Origin of the sequence: Sphingopyxis sp., from assembly GCF_965279755.1 — a bacterium.
Taxonomy (GTDB): Bacteria; Pseudomonadota; Alphaproteobacteria; order Sphingomonadales; family Sphingomonadaceae; genus Sphingopyxis.
This window is the reverse complement of the sequence record NZ_OZ257261.1, coordinates 2066570-2089280: the sequence shown is the minus strand read 5'-3', so window position 1 is coordinate 2089280 and position 22711 is coordinate 2066570. Positions and strand designations below refer to the sequence as shown.

Below are 22711 nucleotides of genomic sequence, written 5' to 3'. Positions count from 1 at the left end.
CCATGTATCAGCAAGAACTCGCCCGCAGCGGCAAGCGCCTCTTCTTCATTCGCGGCACCTATATCTACATCACCATCGCGATCTCGGTCATGATCGCCTGGTGCAGCAAGGATTGGGGTCCGTTCCAGACCGCATTCGGCGACTGTGCCTGGTTCTGGCTGTCGCTCGGCGTCGCAAGCGCGGGCGCGATCGTCCGCATCTTCACCAGCGGCTGGGCCGCGCTCGGCACCTCGGGCCGCGCCAAGGTCGCCGCCGAGGCGAGCGAACTCAACACGACCGGGCCGTACAGCCTGGTGCGCAACCCGCTCTACGTCGGCCGTATCCTGAACTTCACCGGCCTCGCGATGCTGTCGGGCAGCTGGGTGTTCGGCGCAATCGTCTTCCTGCTTGGCGTCCTCATCTACGAGCGCATCTCGATCTATGAGGAAGAATTCCTCCGCGAGAAATTCGGCGCGGCGCATGCCGAATGGGCGAAGGACGTTCCTGCGCTACTTCCGCGCCTCCACGGCTGGGTGAAGCCCAAATATCCCTTCTGGTGGAAGCGCATGATCTGGCGCGAACAGAACAAGCTGTTCCTGCTCGCGACGACCGTCTTCCTGACCTGGTTTGCGCGCCTCGACTTCAACTTCGACGTGCTGACGCCGCAGCAGTGGACCTGGGTCTATGCCTATGGCGCGCTCGTCGTCGTCCGCTTCATCATCGGCGGGCTCAAGATGGTCGGCTTCTTCAAGGAACTGAGCTGATCGCATGGGGAGCGATCTCGCTCCCCTGATTGCGGTGGTCGGCAGCGACGGATCGGGCAAGTCGACCCTGTCGGCGGACCTGCTCGCGCATGTGCAGAAGACGCGAGCTGCCGAGAGCGGCTACCTTGGTCTTGGTTCGGGCGAGCAGGGTCGTCGTATCGGCCGCTGGCCGATCGTCGGCCCGCCGCTCCACCGCTTCCTCGACGGAATTGCGGACAGGCTCCGCGAGCCCGGCGAGCCGATCCCCGGACAGATCGCCGCGCGCTACGCGCTGAACAAGTCGAAGAAGCGCCGCGCGAAGTTCGAGGGCCTGCTCGATGCGCGCCGCGCGGGCATCACGATCGTCACCGACCGTTATCCGCAGCTCGAGGTGCCCGGCCTCCACGACGGCCCGATCCTCGCAGGCCGCGCCACGAACGCCCGCCTTGCCGCGATGCAGGCCGAGGAACGCGCGCTCTATGCCGATATGGCGGCCTATGTCCCGACGCTCGTGATCCGGCTCCACGTCGATGTCGATACGGTGATGGCGCGCAAGCCCGACCATGATCGCGCGCTGATCACCCGCAAGGTCGAGACGGTGCCGCTGCTCGCCTTCAACGGCGCGCCGATCGTCGATATCGACGCGACGATTCCCTATGAGGATGAACTTGCGCTCGCGATTGCCGCGGTCGATCAGGCGCTCGCGTCGGCCTGACAATTCCCGTCATTGCGAGCGAAGCGAAGCAATCTCCAGCTATCGTTTGCATATGCCGATGGCTGGAGATTGCTTCGTCGCCTTCGGCTCCTAGCAATGACGTGGTGCTCAGCGCGCCGCCATGATCTTTTCGATCAGCACGATGTCGACGGGCTTGTCGGCGTCGATGCACGCCTCTCCCTCCGACATCGGCACGACTTTCGCTTTCAATCCGAAGCGCAGCCCGGCGCGTGCGATCCCCTGCTGGATCGTGAACAGGCGCAGCAAGGCGCCGAGCAGCAGCCACGGCCCGAACGCGGCGATGATCTTCAGCCCCTTCTTGCGGTCGCGCTCGATACGGCCCCAGAAGTCGAGCAAAGGCAGCACGCGGCGCCCGCGCAGCCGGAACATGTTCGCGCCCGACCACCAGCCGCCGCGAAATTTCAGCCAGGTGCGCTTCGATTCGGGATAGCGCGCGAGCAGCACGTCCTTCTCGACCATCGCGACCGCGACATCGCTATCCCCGGCACCGGTCAGGAACTCGGCGATCATCGAAGGGGTGAGCAGCACATTGTCGGCGGTCGTAACCAGCACCGGCGCATCATTATCGGGAAGCGCCGCGGCGAGCGAGCTGCTGATCCCCTGCCCCGAATCCGAAAAATGCAGGTCGGCTATGCCCGCAAGACCCGCCTCGGCCGCCAGTTCGGCACTGTTCTGCGCGAGCAGCGTGATCGGCCCGACAAGCGGCGAGGCGCGGAGCGCGCGCACGACATGGACCAGCATCGGCTGACCCGCGATCGGAAGCAACGCCTTGGTCGATGCGCCGCTGCCGGTCAGCAGCGGATCGGGACCGGGACGGCTGCCGGCCATGACGATGGCGGGAATGCTCATTGGGCGGCCTGCTCCACCGGCGCGATTCGGCGCCCCGTCACGCCGCGCAGAAAGTCGGCCGCTTCGGCGAGCACCGGTCCCTTGCTGCGGAACGGCCCGGCGAGCGCCATCACGATGCCGGTGTGGCCCATAGCCGGATAGATGCGCAGTTCGGCCGAGCCGCCCGCCTTCTCGATCGCGGCGGCGAGGTTCTGGCTGTTGCGCGGACGCACCGTCGTATCCTCGTCACCGCTGGCCAGCCACAGCGGGGGTGCATCGCCGCGCGCATAGTGGATCGGCTGGGTCTTTTCGGCGGGCATCACCTTGCCCATCGCCTTGTCCGCAAGGCCGCCCTTTTCCATCGGCAGGAAATCATAGGGGCCCGCGAGTCCGGCAACGCCGCGGATCACCGACGGGTCGCTCTTCGCGGCGCGCAGCCAGGTCGGGTCGAGCGCGAGCATGGCGGCATTATAGGCACCCGCCGAATGCCCCATCAGCGCGATCCGGTCGGGATCGCCAGCGAGCCCGCCGATGTAGCGATGGGTCCACGCGACGGCGGCGGCGCTGTCCTCCAGAAAATCGGGCCAATGCGCCTTCGGGGTCAGACGATAATCGGGAATGACGACAACGAAGCCCTTCTGCGCCAGCGCGCGACCTGCAAAGCCATAGCTGGCGCGGTCGCCGCTGTCCCAACCGCCGCCATAGAAAAAGACGATCACCGGCAGCGCTGCATCCGCGCCCGCATTTTCGGGTACCCAGATATCGAGCATCTGGCGCGGGCCATTGCCATAGGGCTGGTCGCCGAGCAGCAGCCGGGCACCGCCGTCCGGGCCTAGCAGCCGGTCCGCCATGTTCAGCGACTTGGCGCCGCCCGCGACGACCATCTTGGTGCCGCCGCCGAAGATCAGCAGCAGAAGCACCACCACGATGATGAATTTGATCAAACGCCGTCCTTTGACTTCGCGCCCCGCAGCCCGAGCGCCCTACAATCCCCGGCCTCCCCGAACAAGCGCGACCTTTTCGCCTTTCGTGCGTAGGATGGATCGATGACCAGCGCCTTCTCCCGCCCCGCCCTCCTCTGCAACAACCGGAGCGGCAGCCACGATCCCGCGATCGAGGCCGCGATCGCCGACGCCTGCAAGGCGGCTGGCGCCCCGCTCGTTGCGACCTTCGCCCTTCCCGATCAGGATATTCCCGATGGCGCCGCGCTTCGCAACCATGGCGTCGATCTGCTGCTCGTGTGGACCGGCGACGGCACGATCAACGCCGCGGCGGTAAAGGCTGCCGGCTGGAACGGCGCGATCCTGCCATTGCCAGGCGGCACGCTCAACCTGCTGTCGAAGGCGCTGCACGGCGACCGGCCCGCGCCCGACATCCTGGCCGATGCGCTCGCCGGCAAGGCGCGGCAACGCCCCATCCCGACCGTGCGATCGGACGGCGGCGAGGCGTTCATCACCGTCGTCGCAGGGCCGGCGACGCGCTGGGCCGAGGTGCGCGAGACAATGCGACAGGATGGCATCATCGAGGCGAGCCGGGCGGCACCCGAAGCGCTCGAGGCGATGCTGAACGCGCCCGGCGTTCGCGTCGCCGGACATGGCAAATCCTATCCCGCTGTGATCCTGACCCCGACCGAAACCGGCCTGCGCGCCGACGGCATATTGACCGAGGGCAGCATCGACGTGCTGCGCCACGGGCTTGCATGGCTGGGCGGCGATTTCCGCGAGGGGCCGAGCGAGTCCCTCGCGACCGCAGAGACGATCATCCTGGAAAGCGACGCCGAGATCAGCCTCGAATATGATGGCGAGCTGGCCGAAATGTCTTCGCCTGCGCGCTTCGCGCTGGGGATGAGCAGGGTCGATTTCGTCGCGACCCTATGACCCGGCTCTTCCATATCAGCGACCTGCATTTCGGGCTGGAGGATCGCACTGCACTCGCGTGGTTCGAGGATTGCGTGCGCCGCGAGACGCCCGATGCCGTGCTGATCACCGGCGACCTGACGATGCGCGCGCGCAGCCACGAGTTCGCGGCCGCCTGCGACTGGATCGACGCGCTCGACGTTCCTGTGACGGTCGAGGTCGGCAATCACGACCTGCCCTATTTCAATCCGCTCGGGCGCTTTTTCTGGCCCTATGAACGCATTCGCGGAATCGAACGGCTCGTCGAGCGCGAGCTTGATCTGGCCGGCGTCGCGGTCGTCCCGCTGAAGACAACCGCGCGCGCGCAATGGCGGCTCGACTGGTCGAAAGGCTGGGTGACCGGTCGCGCCTTGGCCAAGACGCTCGCCGCGATCGACGCACTGCCATCCGGCACGGTCACGCTCGTCACCGCGCACCACCCGCTGGTCGAGGCGGGAACACGGGGCCGTGCCCTGACCCGCGGCGGCGAGGCGGCGCTGACCGCGCTCGCGGCGCGCGGCGTTGCGGCGGTGCTGACCGGCCATGTCCACGACGCCTTCGATCTGGTGAAGCAAACCGCCGCCGGCCCGATCCGCATGATCGGCGCGGGGACGCTGTCGAAGCGCATCCGTTCGACCCCACCAAGCTTCAACGAACTGGCCGTGGATGGCGCGCGCATCGACGTGCACGTCCGCAATCTGGAGCATGTTCCGACCCCCGACATGCAGATCGACGATGTCCCGCCCGACGCGCTGCCGCCCCGCGCACCCGGCGAACCGGTGGCTCCCGTCGGCGCAGTGCCGCCGATCGACCCACCCGTGCATTGACGCGGGCCATCTTCCCGTTACGTTGCAAGAAAAAACGGGATGAGGACATATGCTGACAAAAGGCGACGATTTTCCGTTGCATCAGACCAGCGAACCTATTGCGTTCGCGGGGACCGACCGCAACTTCTATGACCGCTATTTCTTCAATGGCTACAGCCCCGACGGGTCGGTCTTCTTCGCCGCGGCAATGGGCTTTTACCCGCAGCTTGGCATCGTCGACGCCAGCTTCTGCGTTATCGTCGACGGCGTGCAGCATAATCTTCGCGCCAGCCGCCGCTCGGGCGGCGAGCGCCTCGACCTGTCGGTCGGTCCGATCGCGCTTAGCATCGATGCGCCGCTGGAGGTCGTCACACTCCGCGTCGGCGCGAACGACGGCTCCCTCACCGCCGAGCTGACTTTCACCGGCCGGCATTTCCCGATCGAGGAACCGCGCTTCATCCGCCGGAACGGCACCCGCCTGTTCATGGACTACACCCGCATGACCCAGAACGGCCGCTGGTCGGGCTGGCTGTCGGTCGATGGCCAGCGCGCCGATGTCGGCAGCGACTGGACCGGTACCCGCGACCGCAGCTGGGGTGTCCGCCCCGTCGGCGCGAGCGAGCCGCAGCCGCCACCCGAGGGCAATTTCAACCAGTTCTTCTGGCTGTGGACGCCGTGCAATTTCGAGGATCGCGCGCTGTTCTTCCACAGCAACGACGATGGTGCGGGCAATCCGTGGAACCGCCGCGCGGTGATCGCGCGCGACGGCGGCACCGAAGAACATTTCGACGCCTCGACCTTCGACGCGACATGGGCGTCCGGGTCGCGCCGGATCGCGAAGATGACCGCCGATCTCGGCAGGGGCCGCTCGCTGACGCTGTCGCCCACGGGACCGGTGTTCGCGATGAGCGGGCTCGGCTACACGCACCCCGTCTGGGGCCACGGTCTCGACCACGGCCCCGAGCTGGCGGTCGCACATGACAGCATGGCCGAGGGTGAGCGCGGCTGGGGCAATCCGCTCGCGATGCACATCCAGGCGCTGGTCGCCGCCGAACTCGACGACGGCGGCAGCATCCACCGCGGCGTCGGGGTGCTCGAACAATTGTTCGTCGGCCCGCACAGCCCCACCGGCCTCACCGGCCTGATGGATCCCGCGTCTTGAGCTTCCCGACCTCGCCCGAGGCGATGTCACCCGCATGGCTCGCCGGCAAGCTGGGACAGGAAGCGGACGCGCTGCGCGGATTCACCGCAAGCAAGGTCGGTACCGGGCAGATGTGCGACAGCTTTCGCCTGACGCTCGACTGGGCGCACGAAGTCGACGCACCCGCAACGGTGGTCGCCAAATGCCCGAGTCATGACGAGGCGAGCCGCAACATCGCCAAGATCACGGGCACCTACATCAAGGAAGTGAGCTGGTACCGTGAACTGGCGGGAACCAGTGGCGTCGCCGCACCGGTCTGCCACCATGCCGAGATCGCCGACGACGAGGTCGATTTCGTGCTGATCCTGTCGGACCTTGCCCCGGCGCGTCAGGGCGACCAGCTCGCGGGCCTCGGTCTCGCCGGCCTCGTTCCCTGCATCGAGGCCGCCGCCGGGCTGCACGCGCTGCTCTGGGACGATTCGCGGCTCGACTCCTTGCCTTGGCTGACGCGCGACAATGGCGACGTGATCCGTGCGATGTTTCCTCAACTCTATGCCGGTTTTCGCGAGCGTTACGCGACGCGGCTCGACTCCGGGGTTCTGGACATCGGCGCGGGGATCATCGAGCGGCTCGACGCCTATCTGACGCGGCAGCCCGCGGCGCGGACGATCGTCCACGGCGATCTGCGCATCGACAATATTCTCTTTGGTCCCGCCGGCGACCGCTGCTGGCTCGTCGACTGGCAGACGCTGGGACGCGGCAGCGGCGCGACCGACCTCGCCTATCTGGTCGGCACCAGCATCGCCGATCCGTTCGAGCGCGCGGCCGCCGATCGGCCGGCCTTCGATCACTGGATCGCGGCGCTGCGTCAGCGCGGGATCGATCCCGATACCGAAAGCCTCTGGACCGACTATCGCATCGGCGCGCTCAGCGGCTATTTCATGGCGGTCTTCGCCTCGATGAGCGTCGAGCGCACGACACGCGGCGACGAGATGTTCGCGGTGATGGCCGAACGCCCGGCGCGGCAGGCGCTCGCGCTCGGAAGCCTCGACCTGCTCTAGCCGAGGCGGTGCGGCGTCGGGTCGCCGATTTCGCCCGCCAGCTGCTGATAGGCCTGCGTGCGGCACCGGACGTAGAGCTCGCCGAGTTCCTCGCGCGATTTAGGCAAGTCGTTCGCCAGCCCGTCAAGAATCGCGGGGTCGTCGTGCAGCGCGATCGACTGCACCAGCACGCCGCTGTCGATTCCCAGTGCTTCGGCCATCAGCCTGAAACTGCGCGCACGCTGCCGGAACTCGAAATCCATCAGCCGGGCCGAATCCTTTTCCTCCTTGCTGAGGAGCGCGCGGCGAAGGTCGAAAACCATGGCGCCAGTTTAGGTCGCCCTGTGTCCGGCTTCAATGCGCAACAAAAAGGGCGGCCCGTTTCCGGACCGCCCCCTTTTTCACTTCCCGCTTCGATCAGAAGTGGAAGGTCACCGTACCGCGATAGCTCTGATACGAGACATCGCTGCGGCCGATCGTCGTCTCGGCGCCGACCGACAGGTCGACATTGCCGGTCGAGACCGTCAGGCCGCCGCCGACTTCAAACCAGTCCTTGTCGCCGCCGGCGAGGCCGAAGACCGCATTCGGTCCGGGGCCGCCAACGAAGGTGCCGCCGAACGAGGCCGGTGCATCCATGAATTCATGGACATAGTCGGCCCGCAGATGCGGCTTGAAGCTCGCGCCCGGCTTGCCCGACAGTTCGAGCCCGAGGCGGCCCTGCGCACTGTTGAACGCGCTGCGATCGAGCCGCAGGGCGGGACCACCACCATTCTCCTTGATGTCGGAGAAGCCGATGTGGCTGGCGCGCAAACCCGCACGCGGACCGAACTCGACCGAGCCGAGGTCGAAGTCCTTGCCGAGCGTGACCTCGCCGGTGAACACCAGCGAGCTGTCCTTGCCGGTCAGCGTGAACGGCGTCCCGATCAGGCTGGCAATGCGCGTGCTCTTCGAATCGAAGGCGCCCGCGCTGATCTGCGTCGACAGTTCGACCCCACCGCCGAGCTGGGCCTTGCCATAGAGCGTGCCCTGGATCAGCGTGCCGCTGACAGCCTGGCCGGCCGAGGCAGTGTTGCCGTCGATGTCGGTGTAGCTCAGCGACAGACCGATGACGGCATTGTCGTCGAGCGCGGTTTCGAGACCGCCCGCGACGTAAAAGCCGTCGAACTGGTCACGACCACCCGCGGGCACCGCTGCGGCCATCGGACGGCTGTCACCATCGAGATAGCCACCGGCGAGGAAGCCGCTGACGCTCTCGGGCAGGCGCCCTTCCTGCACGGTCACTTCGCCGCCCGCGTCGGTGCGCGTCTGGTCCATGCCGGTCGCGTTCATGCTGAGCGAGGCGAGCTGCACCGGCTTGCCGATCATCGCCAGCTTGCCGCCCATATCGCCGGCGTCGAGGCTGGCGAGACGGTCGCGGTAGAAGCGCGACATATTGTCGGCCGCCACCGTCGCGAGCGAGCTACGCAGCGTTTCGGTGCGCGGCGCCCAGCTGTCGAGCGTCGCCTGGATCGTCGCCGCATTCTGCAGATCGAGCGTGCCATAGATGCCAGCCAGCCCGGCGTTGCCGCGCGACTGGTCGAGCAGCTGCGCATAGGCATTCTGCACCGACGAACCATGATTGACGGCGTCGCGATACAGACCCGCCTGGATCAGCACCGACACGGCGTTCGGGCTGTAGGTCAGTTTTGGCGTCAGGATTGCCGACATCGAGCCAGGATTGCTGAAGGTGCCGGTCACACCGCCCGCTGCGGTCAGGAAGGTGTAGCTGTCACCCGCCTTGATCGAATAGCCCGCCGCCGGTGAGAAGTTGACCACCCCGCCAAGGTTGGCGGTGCCGGTCGACGTGCCGTTGGCGACGACCGCCAATCGGTCCGACGTGCCGTTGGGGCCGAGATTGATGAACAGCCCGGTGCCCGATGACAGGACCACATTGCCGCCGATCGTCAGCGTACCGACCGTGGTCGAAGTTCCCGGCGCGATCTGGCCGAGAACGCTGGTCAGGAAGGGCGCGTTGACACGGCCGCTGCCGAGCAGCGCACCGCCCATCAGGCTGTAGTCGCCGACCGACGACAGCGTGCCGTTGACCATGACCATGCCCGCGAGCTGATTGACGTTCATCAGCGAGCTGAGCGAAGCACCCGAGTCGACCTGCAGCCCCGCACCCGCCGTTGCGATGGTCAGGCGATCGATCGTGACGTTCGCCGCCGAGAGGGTGGTAAGCCCGCTCGCGGTGAGCGTGACGTCGAAATAACGCGGCGCCGTGCCGGCAGTGCGAACCGGATCGGCATTGTTCGGCACGAAGTTGCTCGCGCCCGGCAGGCCGTTCGCCAGCGTCGCGGGCGGCAACGCCGCGGCAACAGCCTGCGCCTCGGGCGTAAGGCCCGGGATCAGATCGTCGCGTGTAACCGCCGTGCTGGCCTCCGCGGTCTGTTCCGCCGACGACGCATCTGCGTCGCTACCCGTTCCGATCGGCCGGGTTTCGACGGTTTCGACACCGGTCTTGGTGTCATAACAGTCGCTCGTCCCGCCGCTCTGGAAACAGATCTGGCCGAAGTCGCCGGTCGTTCCGGTCTTCTGCTCACCGGTCAGGGTCGGAATGCCGTTCACCAACTGCCCGCCCGACAGGATCATGTACGACGGGTCGAGCGTCGTCACCCAGTGATTGGGGTCGGTCCACGAGCCGTTTCCGGCCTTGGCCGAGACATAATGATACGGATTGTTCTCCGCGATCCAGTCCCAATAGAGATAGAGCGGCTGGTAGAAGCTGACCGCGCCATAGCTATAGGGAAGCTGGCCGTTGAAGAAGCGCGAATAGCCGCCCGACAGAACGCCGGCGACAACCTGCTTCGAAAAGGTCTGGAGGACCAGCGGGCCGCCCGAATCGCCAGGCGCCGTGATGCCTTCGGTCGGCGTGCCATTGGTCACCCGCGCATTGTCGCGGAACGCGTTGAAGTCGAACGGGCTCGCACCGCTGATGCCGCGGCGCGGATCGTCGAAGTCCATGAAATACAGATTCTGGGTCAACCCGTTCGGCGCGCCGCCGAACAGGAAGCCCTCGAACGTCTGCAGATCGGTCAGCGCGCCGATGACATTCTCGGCCGCGCGGCGACGGAAATCCGAACCGGCGGTCTGGCCAGCCTGTCCGGTACCGATGCCGCCGTAACCGAAGATACCGACATTATAGCCAGTGCCCGCAGCGCCAATGGTGCCGGGATCGGGAAGCGGCGAGAAGAGCAGTGCCCAAGTCGGCACATTGGCGGCCGGCGTGTCGAGCGTCGCCATCGCGACATCGCCATAGAGGAACTTGTTCGCCGCAGTCTCCAGCGAGAGATTGTTATAATTCACCCAGTTGGAGTTATAGAAGGACTGGGCGAGATTGGTCTTGTTCGCGTTGGCGCCCGTGATCCACAGCAGCAGCTCGTCAGGCTGGCCCGCCGCATTAGCGCGCGTGTTGTTCTCGAACCCGAAGGCAATGGGCGTGCCGCCCGAATTCGCTCCATAGGCGGTCGCGGTGCGCGAATTGACGCAGTGGGCGGCAAAGATGACCGTGCGCGGATTGATCAGCGTCGCGGTGCAAAGACCGACGGTGCCGTCGCCGTTGTTGATGATCATCTGGCCGATGCCGGTGACATTGTTCGGATCGCGCGCGGTAACCGTCGTTCCCGGATTGGCGATCAGGATTTCGGGTTCGGGCTCCGCGACGATCGAAACGATCTGCGGGCCTGGGGTGACCATAGCCAAGGTGGCCTGTTGCGGTTCGGGATCGGTCGCTGTGACGAAGCCTGCGCCACTCTGCGCTTCGGGCTTCAGGTCGGCAAGGATATCACCGCGCGTCAGCGGCAGCGTGGCCATGTCCTGCGCGAGCGCAGGCGCAGCCTGCATCAGACCCGCGACGCATACCGACGCCATCAGGCCTCCGCGGCGCACGCGCCGCGAAAAAACGAACTTATTCATATACTACCCCCGTAGTTTGGTGACGCCTCGTCCGGGTCGGGACTCGGCGACATGGGGGCAGCTTAACCGCGCGGAAAAATTACACAATATTTGGTTACAGACTGTTAACCGCTTTGCGACGAGCCGATTACACTCCCGTGAAACCCACGAAAAAGGGCGGCCCGTTGCCGGACCGCCCTTCCCTTCTTCGCCCGTCGGCGAAAGAAACTTAGCGCTTCGAGAACTGGAAGCTGCGGCGGGCCTTGGCCTTGCCGTACTTCTTACGCTCGACCGCACGGCTGTCGCGGGTCAGGAAGCCTGCCGCCTTCACCGGGCTGCGAAGCGCCGGTTCGAAGCGGGTCAGCGCCTGCGCGATACCGTGCAGAACGGCACCGGCCTGGCCCGACAGACCACCGCCCTTGACGGTCGCGATCACGTCATACTGGCCAGTGCGTTCGGTCAGACCGAAGGGCTGGTTGATGACGAGACGCAGCGTCGGACGTGCGAAATAAACTTCCTGGTCGCGGCCGTTGACGGTGATCTTGCCCGTGCCGGGCTTGACCCACACGCGGGCAACGGCGTCCTTGCGGCGGCCGGTCGCATAGGCGCGGCCCTGCTTGTCGACCTGCTTTTCGCGGAGCGGCGTGGTCGAAACCGGAGCGGCAACACTGCCTTCGACGGCGCCGGCGAGATCCTTGAGATCGGTCATGGTCTGTTCGTCAGCCATTATGCACCCACCTTGTTCTTGCGGTTCATCGACGCGACGTCGATCACTTCGGGGCTCTGCCCTTCATGCGGATGTTCGGTGCCGGCGAAAATGCGCAGGTTGCGCATCTGCTGGCGGCCGAGCGGGCCACGCGGAATCATGCGTTCGATGGCCTTTTCGAGCACGCGCTCGGGAAAACGACCTTCCAGAATCTTCTGGGGGCTGGTTTCCTTGATGCCGCCGGCGTAGCCGGTGTGCTTGTAATAGCGCTTGTCGGCCAGCTTCTTGCCGGTGAACGCCACCTTCTCCGCGTTGATGACGATGACATTGTCACCGCAATCGACGTGCGGGGTGAACGACGGCTTGTGCTTGCCGCGCAGGATGTTGGCGATGATCGATGCAACGCGGCCCACAACGAGACCCTCGGCGTCGATCAGCACCCATTTCTTTTCGACCGTGCCGGCATTGGCCGAAGCGGTCGTCTTGGTCAGCGCCTTCATCATGGCGACCTCCTTGACAGATATGGACTAGGACGAGCAGCCATGCCGCCGCCCGAAAATAAACCGCGCCGCCTGTCCCGAATGGACGAAGCGGCGCTTCGGAGCGGGCCAATGGCGCCACGCACGCGCAAAGTCAAGCTTGAAGCGGCTTTCCTGACGGGTATTATGATACCATCAGCTTGGATCGCCGCGCGTGAGGCCGCGGATCCGCTCTTCGACAAGGCGCGCTTCCGCGCCGGCCAACGTCTTGCGCTCCTCGCTCAGGACGAGCCCGGTCGCGGTATCGATCGTCCAGACGGTTGCGATCTCGACCTGCTCGTGGGAGTCGGGCGCGCCAGCCCCGATGGCCGTCCGCTCGACCCGCGTCACGGTGCGCCGGCCGCCTTCCTGCACCACCGCCACATCGGCTGCACTATTTGAGGCGGGGATCGCCATATTCGCCGGGGCCACGAGCGCGCGGACGTCAGCCGTCACCATCTTGTCGCGATCGGCCGGCGACAGCGCGGCAAGCAGCGCCGCCAGTTGCTTCGCCTCGTCCCGTTCCGCCTTTGCGCCCATATCCTGGACGCGGTCCAGCACGCGTTGCCACTGCGCGTCGGGATCGACCAGGTCGATGCTGCTGCCGTCAGACGCGACAAGATAGGTCATCGGCTGACCGACAAGCGGCCGCAGCAGGCCGGTCAGCCTCCGCGCCAGTTCGGGCCGCGCATCGGTTTCGATCCGGCGCAGCGTTGCGGTCAGCTGGAGCCCGCGCCCCGCGCGGTCCCATTGCAGTGCATAGACAAGCGCATAGGTCATCATCGCCCCGTCGCGCCCCAGCCGCCGGCTGGTCACGCGATAGGTCATCGGCTGGCCGAGCGGCGGCGCGAACTGCAACGGCGCGACGGCCGATGGAGCAGAAAGCGGCGGGGTCGGCGGCGGAGGCGCGGGGTCGAGCTGGCTTGCCAGCAACAGCAGCGCCGCACCGATCATGCGGCGAGGCGGCCGAGACGGTGGAGCGATGCGGCGGCGGTCGCGACAAGGATCGCGCCGGTCACCTGATGCAGCACCGCGATCCACATCGAGACGCCGGTGACGACGGTCAGAATGCCGAGCGTCATTTGCGCCGCGACGACGAGGACAAGCAGCGCCGCCTCGGTGCGCGCGCCTTGCCGGGCTAGCGTGCGGGCGACCAGCAGGATCGCCAGCGCCGCGACCCATGACCACCAGCGATGAAGAAAATGGATCAGGAACGGATCGTTGGTCAGCGCGAACCCGATGCCATGCGACCAGTCGATCCCTTCGGGAACGAAATGATCGTTCATCGCGGGCCAAGTGCTTGCGACATAGCCCGCGTTAAGCCCCGCGACCCAGGCGCCGAGCAGCAGCTGGACGAACAGGATCGCGATGACAACGCCGGCCGTCCGCGTCAGGCGCGCCTTGGGCGCTGCAGGGTCATGCGCCATCAGCGCAAAATCGCGCGCGGTCCAGACCAGCGCGGCGAGCAGGAAGAGCGCCGTCAGCAAATGCGTGGCAAGCCGGAAGTGGCTGACATCGGTGCGATCGACGAGGCCCGAGGCGACCATCCACCATCCAATTGCGCCCTGCAGCCCGACAAGCGCCGCAAGGCCAAGCAGCCGCCAGCCATAGCCCGCGGGGATCATCCGCCGCCACGCGAAGAAGATAAGCGGGACAAGCAACGCCATGCCGACCAGCCGGCCGAGAATGCGATGCAGCCATTCCCAGAAAAAGATGCCCTTAAACGCGGCCAACGACATGCCGGCATTGATCTCCTTATATTCCGGGATCTGCTTGTATTTCTCGAATTCGGTCAGCCATGCCGCATCGGTCAGCGGCGGCAGTACGCCCGAAACGGGCTTCCATTCGGTGATCGAGAGCCCCGATTCGGTGAGGCGGGTAATGCCGCCAACCGCAACGACCGCGATCACGAGCAGGGCGACGATCCAGAGCCAGCGCGAAAGCAGGGCGGGTCGGTTATTGGGGCGCGACATGGCCGCCCTATCGCCGCTTGCCGGGCGATAGGCAAGAGGCGCTGCAAATCCCGCACCGGCGAAAAGTCATGGCCGCGAAAGGTCGCGATTGATATGCGGCAAGGATGCGATCTCTCCTCCTTGTCGCCGCTACGTTGTTCGCGGCCGCACCGACGGTTCCCGCCGCGGCGTCGGCATCGGCTTCGTCGCCCTATCCCGAACTCGCCGCGCTCGAGGGGCGGATCGCCGCGATCGGCTTTCGCCTGACCACTGCGAACGCCGCCTGGTGTCCCGCGCTGCAGCCGCAGTTCGGCTGGATCTGGGGCGATGCCCGTCTTTACAGCGCCGCACAGCGGCCCGCGGCGCTCGCCGCCTATCGCGCAAGCGATGCCGACGCGCCCTTCCTTGCCGCCATCGCGCCCGGATCGCCGGCCGACCTCGCCGGACTAAAGGTTGGCACGCCCGTGCTTGCGCTCAACGGCGTCGCCGTTCCGTCGGGTGACGACAAGGATCCCTTCGCGCGCATCGCGGGGGCTGAGACGCTCTTCGCAGCCCTGCCCGCCAGCGTCGTGGCACGGATATCGGGCGCGTCGGGTCCGGCGGTGTCCGTCAAGCCGGTCCCCGGCTGTGCGACCGACTTCCGCGTCGATGCCCGCGACAGGCCCGAGGGTGCGGCCGACGGCAGGCTGGTGGTCGTAAGCGGCGGCCTGGTCCAGTTCGCCACCAACGACGATGAACTTGCCGCCGCGGTCGCGCACGAGCTTGCGCACAATATTTTACGCCATCGCGTCCGCCTCGATGCCGCGGGTGTCGATCGCGGACTTGGCAAGCAGTTCGGCCGCAGCGCGCGGCTGTTCCGCCAGACCGAGATCGAGGCCGATCGGCTGTCGCCCTGGCTGCTCGCCGGCGCGGGGTACGATCCGCATGCCGCGATCCGTTTCTGGACGAGCTTCGGCAAACATGAGGGACAGCCCCTGTTCCAGGCGGGCACCCACCCTCGCTGGCGGGCGCGCGTCACATCGATCGAGGCCGAGGTCCGCGCGATCGATGCCGCACGCGCCGCCGGCCTCGCGCTCGAACCGCCGCTGATCGCCAGCCCGCCGCCCTTGGAATAGGCGTTCCTCAATCCTATTTACGGGGCATACCTTTCCCATCGAGGATAATGCCATGACCCGTGAGACCGCAATTCTGGCCGGAGGCTGTTTCTGGTGCACCGAAGCGGTGTTCCAGTCGCTCAGCGGTGTCGACGGCGTCGAAAGCGGCTATATCGGCGGCACCGTCGCGAACCCGACGTACAAGCAGGTCTGCGGCGGCGATACCGGCCATGCCGAAGCGATCCGCATCACCTTCGATCCCGCCGTCATTACCTATGGCGACCTGCTCGACGTGTTTTTTGCGACGCACGATCCGACGCAGCTCAATCGGCAGGGCAATGACATCGGCACCCAGTATCGCAGCGCGATCTTTCCGCAGGGTGACGCACAGGCCGCCGCCGCCGAAGCGGGCATCGCCCGCGCCGGCGCCGAGTGGCCCGCGCCGATCGTGACGACGATCGAACCCGCATCGACCTGGTATCCCGCCGAGGATTATCATCAAGCCTATTGGGACGGCGAGGGTCAGCGCAATCCCTATTGCATGGCGGTGATCCCCCCGAAGCTGGCGAAGCTGCGCAAGGGATTCGCCGAAAGGCTGCGCGCGGATTAGGTTCTGACTCAAAGCACTCCCTGGCAGCAACATTGTTGCAAAATGGCCGCAATGCGCCGCTTTTCCTTGACTTGACGGTGGTTTAGACTAGCCGACGCCCCCGCTTCCGGGCAGGATCACTTCCTGGATGCAGTTGGGGGTCGCTGCAAAGTGCTGGTTTCGCTTCTTCTGTTCGGATCGTCCTACTCGGCGCCCCAGATGGCGATCCAGGCTGCGAGTCAGACGGTCGTCGAAGACAGCCCCGAGGGGCTGACGCGCGGCGTCAATCGCATCATCGGCGGTATCGTCAGCTATGCCCACTGGTCACCGCCCGCGCCGCGCACGATGTGCATTGTCGGCGCGCCGCGGCTGACCGACCGGATCGCGCCAGCAATCCCTGGCGGACGGGCGATCAACGTCCGCCGTACGACCGCTGGCGGCGCGATGGCCGGTGGCTGCGACATTCTCTTCCTCGGCCGCATGTCCATCTCCGATCGCCAGAGCCTGATCGGCTGGGTGCGTGGCAAGCCGGTGCTGACCATCTCCGACGACGATCCGAATTGCAGCTTCGGCGCGATGTTCTGTTTGAGCGCCCGCGCGACGAAGATCAGCTTCGCGGTCAATCTTGACGCAATCGGCCGCGGCACGCTCAGGATCGACCCACGCGTTCTCAAGATCGGCAGCGATGACGGAGGGGCGCGATGACCGACCGCTCTTCCGAACGCCCAGCGACACCGCGCACGACATTACAGAAGCTGCTGTCGCGCTTTCATTTCGGCATTACGCTGTTCGCCGTCGCGTTGTCGGGCATGACGATCCTGCTTGCGGGCATCACCACCCTGCGCAGCTACGCCGACCGAAATATCGAACTCGCAGCGAAGCTCGGCGCCTATGGCGCCGAACCCGCGTTGGTGTTCAACGATCCGCAGGCCGCGCACGAAGGGCTCGAACCGCTGATGCGGATCCCCGGCATCGCGCGCTTGCGCCTCGTCGATGATCGTGAGCGGTCGCTCTATCAATGGACGTCGCCGACAAGCGATCCTGCACCACTTCTGACCCGCCTTTTCTTTCCGCAGCCCTATGCCGCCACGGTCGAACGCAACGGGTCGGTGATCGGCCGGATCGAGGTGTGGGGCGACAGCTCGACGCTGATCGATTATGTCCGCATCGGCGCGCTGGCGGGTCTCGGCTGCCTGCTCGTCACCGCGCTCGGCACAATCATACTCGCACGCCGTTTTGAATATGAGCTGGTCAAGCCGCTCGGCGAAATCGCGACCGTCGCGCACGATGTGCGTCTCCATCGCCGCTTTGACAAACGCGTCCAGCCGCTCGGCATCGCCGAACTCGACCGGTTGGGCGGCGACATCAACGCGCTGCTCGACGAGTTGCAGGGCTGGCAGGGTACTATGGAGAGCGAAAAGGCGGTGCTCGCGCACCGCGCCTCACACGACATGCTGACCACGCTGCCCAACCGCGCCGCGTTCGACGAGCAACTCCGGCTGCGCATCCAGACGGCGGAGGCGAAGGGCCAGCGGTTCGCACTGCTGTTCATCGACGCCGACAATTTCAAGGCGGCGAACGACAACCACGGGCATGCCGCCGGCGACGCCGTGCTGATCGCCCTGTCGGAGCGGATCAAGGAAACGCTGCGCAAGGGCGACTTTGCGGCGCGCATCGGCGGCGACGAATTCATCGTCCTGATCGATCCGCTCGACGAAGCCATCCGCCCCGAAGGGCTCGCCGAGCGCATCCGCGCCAGCGTGTCACAGCCGATCGCACTGCCCGGCGGCGAATCCTATCGGCTTGGCCTCAGCGTCGGTGCAGCCGTCTATCCCGACGATGGCGCCGATGCGCGCGCGCTGCTGACCGCTGCCGACGCCGCCATGTATGCCGACAAGCTGATCAACCGCTCGAAGTAGAGCCAAGCGGAGAGATATCGTGACCCACCCCCTGCACACGCCGATCCGGCACCTCGCCCTCATCCTGCTGACCGCACTTCTTGCCGCCTGCCAGAGCATGCCCGTTCCAAAGGGATTCAGCCCGACACAGGTTGCCGCGCTGAAGAGCGAAGGGTTCGTCGAAGCGGGCGACGAATGGTCGCTCACGATCAACGAACGGTTGCTCTTTCCCGTGAATGAAAGCGGACTCCTGCCCGATCAGATCGACGCGCTGGGCAAGCTCGCGCAGCATCTGGTCGCGGTAGACATCCCGACCGCGCGCGTCGAAGGGCATACCGATTCGACCGGTGCCAGCGCCTATAACCAGACGCTGTCGGAGGCTCGCGCGCGGGTCGTCGCGGGCGTGCTGCAATCGAACGGGATGCGCTTCACCCCCGAACAGATCATCGGCCGCGGCGAGACGATTCCGCTCTCGCCCAACGACACTGAACAGGGACGGCAGGATAACCGCCGTGTCGTGATTGTCGTCACGCCGCCGGCCTGACACGCTCGCGCCGCTTTCCAGTCGTCCCCCGAACCATTAGAAGCGCGTTCATGAAACCGATCCGCAAAGCCGTCTTTCCCGTTGCCGGCCTCGGCACCCGCTTCCTGCCCGCAACGAAGGCGATCCCCAAGGAAATGCTTCCGGTCGTCGACCGGCCGCTGATCCAATATGCGGTCGACGAGGCCCGCGAGGCAGGGATCGAGCAGATGATCTTCGTCACCGGCCGTGGCAAAAGTGCGATCGAGGATCATTTCGATATCGCCTTCGAGCTCGAAAAGACGATGTTGGAGCGCGGCAAGGATCTGTCGGTGCTCGAACCCACGCGGCTAGGCCCCGGCAATTGCGCCTATGTCCGTCAGCAGGAGCCGATGGGGCTGGGCCACGCTATCTGGTGCGCGCGTGATATCGTCGGCGACGAACCTTTCGCGATCTTCCTGCCCGACGAGTTCATGCACGGCTCGCCAGGCTGCATGAAGCAGATGGTCGACGCCTATCACAAGGTTGGCGGCAACCTGATCTCGGTGCTCGAAGTGCCGCACGAACAGGTGTCGAGTTACGGCGTGATCGCGCCCGGCAAGGCCGATGGCGCGCTGACCGAGGTCAAGGGCCTCGTCGAGAAGCCGAAGGGCGCCGAGGCACCGTCGAACCTGATCATTTCGGGCCGCTACATCCTCCAGCCCGAAGTGATGCGCGTACTCGAAAATCAGGAGAAGGGCGCCGGCGGGGAAATCCAGCTGACCGACGCAATGGCGACAATGATCGGCGAGCAGCCCTTCCATGCCGTCACCTTCGACGGCGCGCGTTACGATTGCGGATCGAAGGCCGGCTATATCCAGGCCAATCTCGCGGTCGCGCTTGAGCGGCCCGACATGGCGGACGAAGTCCGCGCCTTTGCGATCGACTTGCTCAAATAGGACCGGCGGAGCAGCGCCCCGCCGGCCGGATCGTCATTCGCCCTCGATGTTGGGCTTGGGGAAATTGTCCGCCCCGATCGTCTTGTAGAGCCAGCCGCCAAGCACGCCGCCGATCAGCGGGGCGACCCAGAACAGCCACAGCTGCTGCAGCGCGATACCGCCGACGACGAGCGCCGGCCCGGTGCTGCGCGCCGGATTGACCGACGTGTTGGTCACCGGAATCGAGATCAGATGGATCAGCGTCAGGCCAAGGCCGATCGCGATCGGCGCGAAGCCGGCTGGTGCGCGGCCGTCGGTCGATCCCATGATGATCCACAGGAAGACGGCGGTCAGCACGACCTCGATGATGAGGCCCGACCAGAGATCATATTTGCCCGGAGACGCATCGCCGAAACCATTGGACGCAAGCTGGTTCGTCGCCGGATCGAAGGTTCCGGTCCCGCTCGCGACATAATAGAGCAGAAAGGCCGCGACGATTGCCCCGAGCACCTGTGCGACGACATAGAGCGGAATATCGCGCGCGCTGAAGCGCCCGCCCGCCCACAAGCCGACGGTCACGGCGGGGTTGAGGTGGCAGCCCGAAATATGGCCGATCGCATAGGCCATCGTCACCACGGTCAGGCCGAAAGCGAGCGAAACGCCGAGCAGGCCGATGCCAACGTCGGGAAAGGCCGCGGCCAGAACCGCGCTCCCGCAACCGCCGAAGACCAACCAGAAAGTGCCGATGAACTCGGCCAGACCCTTTTGGATATTCGTCATATGACCCTCCTCCCCCGGCGGCCAGCGCGCCGCCGACGCAAGAAGGAAGCTAGCATAGTCGGGCCAGCCGGCAAGTCTTTGTAAACCATATGTCCCGCGCCGGGATTGAGCCTTCATCAGGCGGCTGCAATGGCCCCGACGAACTGGTTGGCGCGCTCGTGAAGCGACAGCGCGGCGCGCGTCAGCCCCGACGACAGCTCGCCCAGCGACACAGCGCCCTGCCCGACCGCCGAGGCGCCGCGGCCGATATGGTGGACGCGCCCGTCGATCTCGTGTCCCGCGGCCACCGCCTGCTCGACATAGCTTGCGATGAGAAGCGTCGTCGCGCTCTGTCCGTCGACCGCCTCATCGACCGCATCGGAAAAGCCGTTGTTCGCGTCGATCGCGCGCTCGACCTCATGGAAACCGTCGGCGACCTGCGCGACGATTTCGCGGATACGCTCGATATAGGGGGTGATATCGGTGGCAGCGGCGCGCGTCTGGGTGGCGAGCGTCTTCACCTCGGCCGCGACGACCGCGAAGCCGCGCCCCGCGTCGCCCGCCCGCGCCGCCTCGATTCCAGCGTTGAGCGCAAGCATGTTGGTGCGGCTCGCCATGTCGATGATCAGGCGGAGCATTTCCTCGATCGAGTGGCTCGCGGTCTGCAGCGCGCTCGCGCGCGCGCCGGCCTGCCGCACCTTCTGGTGGGCGTCGCGGCGGATGACCCGTGCCCGGCTGCCGTCGTCGACGATCCGCGTCATGCTGGCCGCAAGCGCGCGGCCGCGATCGCCAAGCTCCTGCAGTCCGGTCAGCGTCTGCGCGGTCGCGCCGGCAACCGATACCGCATCGCGGCCCGTCTGTTCGGCGCGTTCGCCAAGCCCGCGCGACACATCCTCGACCTCGCGAGCCATTTCGGACAACGCGCTCGTCAGCGCCGCGATATCCTGCCGGAAACGCCGGCCGGCGTCTTCGACCGATGCGGCCCGCGCCGCACTCTCCTGCGCCAGCTCAACCTCGCGCAGCATCGCCAGCCTGGCGAGCTGCGCGCCGTCGAGCGTTTCGACGAAGCGTCCCCGGTCGACGAGCACCAGCGCTTCCTGGGATTTCGACCGCGCTGCGATGCGCAGCAGGCTGGCGGTCGATTCCCCGATGTCCGCGGTATCGCAGGGCTCGACCATCGATTCGATCGATCCGCCGATCGACGGGTTCTGCATCAGCGAGAACCAATAGGGGCAGAACAGAAGTTCGCGCACCCGCTGCTCGCGTATAATGCCGGCTGGCGCGCCCTCCTCATCGAGCACGGTCAGCACGCGCAATTGCGGCCGGGTACGGAAAATGTCGATCACTTGCGACAGATGCGCGTCGCTCCCGATCGCGGCCGAATGGCCGGACGCAGGAGACAGGGCAAGGTCGACAGCGTTCATCATAATCCCATGAGCAGATCGGTGTGGCGCCGCCGACCTACCCAAACTGGGTAAACGGGACTTTAACCATTTGTTTCAGTGATATGACAGATGCGCCGATTGTCGCCACTTCCCGTCGCAATCGACTGTTCACCTTCGCGCGCCTATGCGATGAGAAGGCATCGGCGAGGAGAGAATTATGCGAGCCCTGATCGTTGCGGCACTGGCCGCCCCCCTCCTCACCGGCTGCGTCAGCGCGGTCAAGACGGTCGTCACCGCTCCGGTGAAGGCGGTCAGTCAGGTCGCCGACTGGTCGACGACGAGCCAGGACGAGGCTGACCGCAACCGCGGCCGCGCGATGCGCGAGCGCGAGGAACGGCTGGGCAAGCTGTCGCGCCAGCGCGACAAGGCGGCCGAAAAATGCCGCGACGGCAAACAGGACCAGTGCGAGCGCGCCGAAGTGCTCGAGCATGAAATCGAAGCGGTGATGGCGCAGCCGATGCCCTGATGACGCGTAGACGCAGGCTTGGCCGCGATCGCGTCAGCGCACCCGCCGCCCCGTCCAGACGACCCGGCCGACCAGCTGGACCGCCGCCATCGGCAGATCGTCCCAGCTGCGATATTGCCGGTTGTCGCTGATGACCGAGAGGCGCCCCTGCCCCGGCGCGCGGGCGATGCGCTTCACCATCAGCACATCGTCCATCCGCAACACATAGATGCCATCGCGCAACCGCGCCGCCGCATCGCCGCCGTCGACCAATATGTCGTCACCGTCATTCAGCGTCGGCGCCATCGAATCGCCCTCGACGCGAATGATACTGAGCGCGCGCGGATCGGCGCCGAGGTCGCGCAGCCATTTGGGGTCGAACGCGACCTGACCCTCGACCGCTTCGCCCTCGATACTCGCGCCCGCACCCGCCGAGGCGCCGATCGCCAGTTTGGGAACGAGCACCATGTCACCGCCGCGCTGCCGTGCCGGGACTGCGACGCGGCGTTCGGGTCCGCCGAGCAGCGCCTCCGTCACACCGAGATAGGCCGCGATCCGCGCGCGGTCCTCTTCGGCCAGCCGGCGCGGCGACCCGCGCTTGATATATTGCTGGATATAGGCGGGATTGCGCCCGATGCGCGCCGACAGCTGCGCATAGTCGATGCCGCGCTCGGTCAACAGTCGGTCGAGCGCGATGCGCGGATCGGGGTCGAAATCGGTCATGGAGTCACCGCTGGCTGGTCCTTCCTATTTCATACATAGCGATA

24 protein-coding genes are annotated in these 22711 nt (G+C 66.1%); 13 read left to right on the top strand and 11 right to left on the bottom strand.

Features of this window, described 5'->3' with window-relative positions:
* Positions 1–2: 2 nt before the first annotated feature.
* Complete coding sequence (locus ACQY80_RS10290) at positions 3–743, top strand: methyltransferase family protein (protein ID WP_428678938.1); 741 nt, start codon at positions 3–5, stop codon at positions 741–743.
* Positions 744–747: 4 nt separating this feature from the next.
* Positions 748–1437 (top strand): nucleoside triphosphate hydrolase, encoded by a 690-nt coding sequence (locus tag ACQY80_RS10285; RefSeq protein WP_428678936.1) that lies wholly within the window; start codon positions 748–750, stop codon positions 1435–1437.
* 108 nt (positions 1438–1545) lie between these two features.
* On the opposite strand, the gene ACQY80_RS10280 is transcribed toward ACQY80_RS10285, so the two are convergent.
* Positions 1546–2307 (bottom strand): nucleotidyltransferase family protein, encoded by a 762-nt coding sequence (locus ACQY80_RS10280; RefSeq protein ID WP_428678934.1) that lies wholly within the window; start codon positions 2305–2307, stop codon positions 1546–1548.
* A complete protein-coding gene (locus tag ACQY80_RS10275; protein WP_428678931.1) occupies positions 2304–3230 on the bottom strand; it encodes an alpha/beta hydrolase in 927 nt (308 codons plus the stop codon). Before ACQY80_RS10275 ends, ACQY80_RS10280 begins: the two co-directional genes overlap by 4 nt.
* 102 nt (positions 3231–3332) lie before the next feature.
* On the opposite strand from ACQY80_RS10275, the gene ACQY80_RS10270 reads away from it, so the two are divergent.
* Genes ACQY80_RS10270 through ACQY80_RS10255 form a run of 4 tightly spaced genes read left to right on the top strand, consistent with a single transcriptional unit; the run spans position 3333 to position 7189 of the window.
* On the top strand, positions 3333–4163 hold the full coding sequence (locus ACQY80_RS10270) for a diacylglycerol kinase family protein (RefSeq protein WP_428678928.1): 831 nt from the start codon (positions 3333–3335) through the stop codon (positions 4161–4163).
* On the top strand, positions 4160–5008 hold the full coding sequence (locus tag ACQY80_RS10265) for a metallophosphoesterase family protein (protein ID WP_428678926.1): 849 nt from the start codon (positions 4160–4162) through the stop codon (positions 5006–5008). Before ACQY80_RS10270 ends, ACQY80_RS10265 begins: the two co-directional genes overlap by 4 nt.
* Before the next feature lie 49 nt (positions 5009–5057).
* Positions 5058–6149 carry a hypothetical protein gene (locus tag ACQY80_RS10260; RefSeq protein WP_428678923.1) on the top strand — a complete coding sequence of 364 codons (1092 nt, stop codon included), beginning with the start codon at positions 5058–5060 and terminating at the stop codon, positions 6147–6149.
* Positions 6146–7189 (top strand): phosphotransferase, encoded by a 1044-nt coding sequence (locus ACQY80_RS10255; protein WP_428678920.1) that lies wholly within the window; start codon positions 6146–6148, stop codon positions 7187–7189. Before ACQY80_RS10260 ends, ACQY80_RS10255 begins: the two co-directional genes overlap by 4 nt.
* Here ACQY80_RS10255 and ACQY80_RS10250 read toward each other — a convergent pair.
* The 6 genes from ACQY80_RS10250 to ACQY80_RS10225 all read right to left on the bottom strand — a co-directional run bounded on the left by ACQY80_RS10250 (position 7186) and on the right by ACQY80_RS10225 (position 14298).
* Complete coding sequence (locus ACQY80_RS10250) at positions 7186–7491, bottom strand: hypothetical protein (protein ID WP_428678919.1); 306 nt, start codon at positions 7489–7491, stop codon at positions 7186–7188. The two genes, ACQY80_RS10255 and ACQY80_RS10250, sit on opposite strands and share 4 nt — an antisense overlap.
* Before the next feature lie 94 nt (positions 7492–7585).
* Positions 7586–11122, bottom strand: coding sequence for an autotransporter domain-containing protein (locus tag ACQY80_RS10245; protein WP_428678916.1), 3537 nt, complete (start codon positions 11120–11122; stop codon positions 7586–7588).
* Between the two features lie 208 nt (positions 11123–11330).
* Complete coding sequence (gene rpsI, locus ACQY80_RS10240) at positions 11331–11828, bottom strand: 30S ribosomal protein S9 (protein WP_428678913.1); 498 nt, start codon at positions 11826–11828, stop codon at positions 11331–11333.
* Positions 11828–12307, bottom strand: coding sequence for a 50S ribosomal protein L13 (gene rplM, locus ACQY80_RS10235; RefSeq protein WP_428685820.1), 480 nt, complete (start codon positions 12305–12307; stop codon positions 11828–11830). The genes rpsI and rplM overlap by 1 nt, the downstream gene beginning before the upstream one ends.
* Before the next feature lie 174 nt (positions 12308–12481).
* Complete coding sequence (locus ACQY80_RS10230) at positions 12482–13279, bottom strand: hypothetical protein (protein ID WP_428678911.1); 798 nt, start codon at positions 13277–13279, stop codon at positions 12482–12484.
* A complete protein-coding gene (locus ACQY80_RS10225; protein WP_428678908.1) occupies positions 13276–14298 on the bottom strand; it encodes a COX15/CtaA family protein in 1023 nt (340 codons plus the stop codon). Before ACQY80_RS10225 ends, ACQY80_RS10230 begins: the two co-directional genes overlap by 4 nt.
* A 104-nt stretch (positions 14299–14402) precedes the next feature.
* Here ACQY80_RS10225 and ACQY80_RS10220 point away from each other — a divergent pair, with 104 nt between their 5' ends.
* From ACQY80_RS10220 to galU, 6 genes are all read left to right on the top strand, one after another.
* Entirely contained in the window at positions 14403–15392 is a 990-nt protein-coding gene (locus ACQY80_RS10220; protein WP_428678905.1) for a M48 family metalloprotease, read from the top strand.
* 52 nt (positions 15393–15444) lie between these two features.
* On the top strand, positions 15445–15981 hold the full coding sequence (msrA, locus tag ACQY80_RS10215) for a peptide-methionine (S)-S-oxide reductase MsrA (protein WP_428678903.1): 537 nt from the start codon (positions 15445–15447) through the stop codon (positions 15979–15981).
* Between the two features lie 198 nt (positions 15982–16179).
* Positions 16180–16665 (top strand): YfiR family protein, encoded by a 486-nt coding sequence (locus tag ACQY80_RS10210; protein WP_428678900.1) that lies wholly within the window; start codon positions 16180–16182, stop codon positions 16663–16665.
* The gene (locus ACQY80_RS10205) at positions 16662–17879 is read left to right on the top strand and encodes a diguanylate cyclase domain-containing protein (RefSeq protein ID WP_428678898.1); all 1218 of its coding nucleotides are present in this window, start codon (positions 16662–16664) and stop codon (positions 17877–17879) included. Before ACQY80_RS10210 ends, ACQY80_RS10205 begins: the two co-directional genes overlap by 4 nt.
* A 19-nt stretch (positions 17880–17898) precedes the next feature.
* Positions 17899–18402: an OmpA family protein gene (locus ACQY80_RS10200; RefSeq protein WP_428678895.1), complete on the top strand. Its 504-nt coding sequence runs from the start codon at positions 17899–17901 to the stop codon at positions 18400–18402.
* 50 nt (positions 18403–18452) lie between these two features.
* Positions 18453–19316, top strand: a complete 864-nt coding sequence (gene galU / locus ACQY80_RS10195) for a UTP--glucose-1-phosphate uridylyltransferase GalU (protein WP_428678894.1) — start codon at positions 18453–18455, stop codon at positions 19314–19316.
* 33 nt (positions 19317–19349) lie between these two features.
* Here galU and aqpZ read toward each other — a convergent pair whose 3' ends face one another.
* Both aqpZ and ACQY80_RS10185 read right to left on the bottom strand, forming a co-directional pair.
* Complete coding sequence (gene aqpZ, locus ACQY80_RS10190; RefSeq protein ID WP_428678892.1) at positions 19350–20075, bottom strand: aquaporin Z; 726 nt, start codon at positions 20073–20075, stop codon at positions 19350–19352.
* Between the two features lie 116 nt (positions 20076–20191).
* On the bottom strand, positions 20192–21478 hold the full coding sequence (locus ACQY80_RS10185) for a methyl-accepting chemotaxis protein (RefSeq protein WP_428678890.1): 1287 nt from the start codon (positions 21476–21478) through the stop codon (positions 20192–20194).
* A gap of 178 nt (positions 21479–21656) precedes the next feature.
* On the opposite strand from ACQY80_RS10185, the gene ACQY80_RS10180 reads away from it, so the two are divergent.
* A complete protein-coding gene (locus tag ACQY80_RS10180) occupies positions 21657–21965 on the top strand; it encodes a hypothetical protein (RefSeq protein ID WP_428678887.1) in 309 nt (102 codons plus the stop codon).
* Positions 21966–21998: 33 nt separating this feature from the next.
* Here ACQY80_RS10180 and ACQY80_RS10175 read toward each other — a convergent pair whose 3' ends face one another.
* A complete protein-coding gene (locus tag ACQY80_RS10175; protein ID WP_428678885.1) occupies positions 21999–22667 on the bottom strand; it encodes a S24 family peptidase in 669 nt (222 codons plus the stop codon).
* Between the last annotated feature and the right edge of the window lie 44 nt (positions 22668–22711).

Excerpts from the sequence above, each read along its gene's own strand:
- ACQY80_RS10290 (WP_428678938.1), top strand. The coding sequence starts at position 3 with ATGTATCAGCAAGAACTCGCCCGCAGCGGCAAGCGCCTCTTCTTCATT.
- ACQY80_RS10285 (WP_428678936.1), top strand. The coding sequence starts at position 748 with ATGGGGAGCGATCTCGCTCCCCTGATTGCGGTGGTCGGCAGCGACGGA.
- ACQY80_RS10280 (WP_428678934.1), bottom strand. The coding sequence starts at position 2,307 with ATGAGCATTCCCGCCATCGTCATGGCCGGCAGCCGTCCCGGTCCCGAT.
- ACQY80_RS10270 (WP_428678928.1), top strand. The coding sequence starts at position 3,333 with ATGACCAGCGCCTTCTCCCGCCCCGCCCTCCTCTGCAACAACCGGAGC.
- ACQY80_RS10265 (WP_428678926.1), top strand. The coding sequence starts at position 4,160 with ATGACCCGGCTCTTCCATATCAGCGACCTGCATTTCGGGCTGGAGGAT.
- ACQY80_RS10260 (WP_428678923.1), top strand. The coding sequence starts at position 5,058 with ATGCTGACAAAAGGCGACGATTTTCCGTTGCATCAGACCAGCGAACCT.
- ACQY80_RS10250 (WP_428678919.1), bottom strand. The coding sequence starts at position 7,491 with ATGGTTTTCGACCTTCGCCGCGCGCTCCTCAGCAAGGAGGAAAAGGAT.
- ACQY80_RS10245 (WP_428678916.1), bottom strand. The coding sequence starts at position 11,122 with ATGAATAAGTTCGTTTTTTCGCGGCGCGTGCGCCGCGGAGGCCTGATG.
- rpsI (WP_428678913.1), bottom strand. The coding sequence starts at position 11,828 with ATGGCTGACGAACAGACCATGACCGATCTCAAGGATCTCGCCGGCGCC.
- rplM (WP_428685820.1), bottom strand. The coding sequence starts at position 12,307 with ATGAAGGCGCTGACCAAGACGACCGCTTCGGCCAATGCCGGCACGGTC.
- ACQY80_RS10230 (WP_428678911.1), bottom strand. The coding sequence starts at position 13,279 with ATGATCGGTGCGGCGCTGCTGTTGCTGGCAAGCCAGCTCGACCCCGCG.
- ACQY80_RS10225 (WP_428678908.1), bottom strand. The coding sequence starts at position 14,298 with ATGTCGCGCCCCAATAACCGACCCGCCCTGCTTTCGCGCTGGCTCTGG.
- ACQY80_RS10220 (WP_428678905.1), top strand. The coding sequence starts at position 14,403 with ATGCGATCTCTCCTCCTTGTCGCCGCTACGTTGTTCGCGGCCGCACCG.
- msrA (WP_428678903.1), top strand. The coding sequence starts at position 15,445 with ATGACCCGTGAGACCGCAATTCTGGCCGGAGGCTGTTTCTGGTGCACC.
- ACQY80_RS10210 (WP_428678900.1), top strand. The coding sequence starts at position 16,180 with ATGGCGATCCAGGCTGCGAGTCAGACGGTCGTCGAAGACAGCCCCGAG.
- ACQY80_RS10205 (WP_428678898.1), top strand. The coding sequence starts at position 16,662 with ATGACCGACCGCTCTTCCGAACGCCCAGCGACACCGCGCACGACATTA.
- galU (WP_428678894.1), top strand. The coding sequence starts at position 18,453 with ATGAAACCGATCCGCAAAGCCGTCTTTCCCGTTGCCGGCCTCGGCACC.
- aqpZ (WP_428678892.1), bottom strand. The coding sequence starts at position 20,075 with ATGACGAATATCCAAAAGGGTCTGGCCGAGTTCATCGGCACTTTCTGG.
- ACQY80_RS10185 (WP_428678890.1), bottom strand. The coding sequence starts at position 21,478 with ATGAACGCTGTCGACCTTGCCCTGTCTCCTGCGTCCGGCCATTCGGCC.
- ACQY80_RS10180 (WP_428678887.1), top strand. The coding sequence starts at position 21,657 with ATGCGAGCCCTGATCGTTGCGGCACTGGCCGCCCCCCTCCTCACCGGC.
- ACQY80_RS10175 (WP_428678885.1), bottom strand. The coding sequence starts at position 22,667 with ATGACCGATTTCGACCCCGATCCGCGCATCGCGCTCGACCGACTGTTG.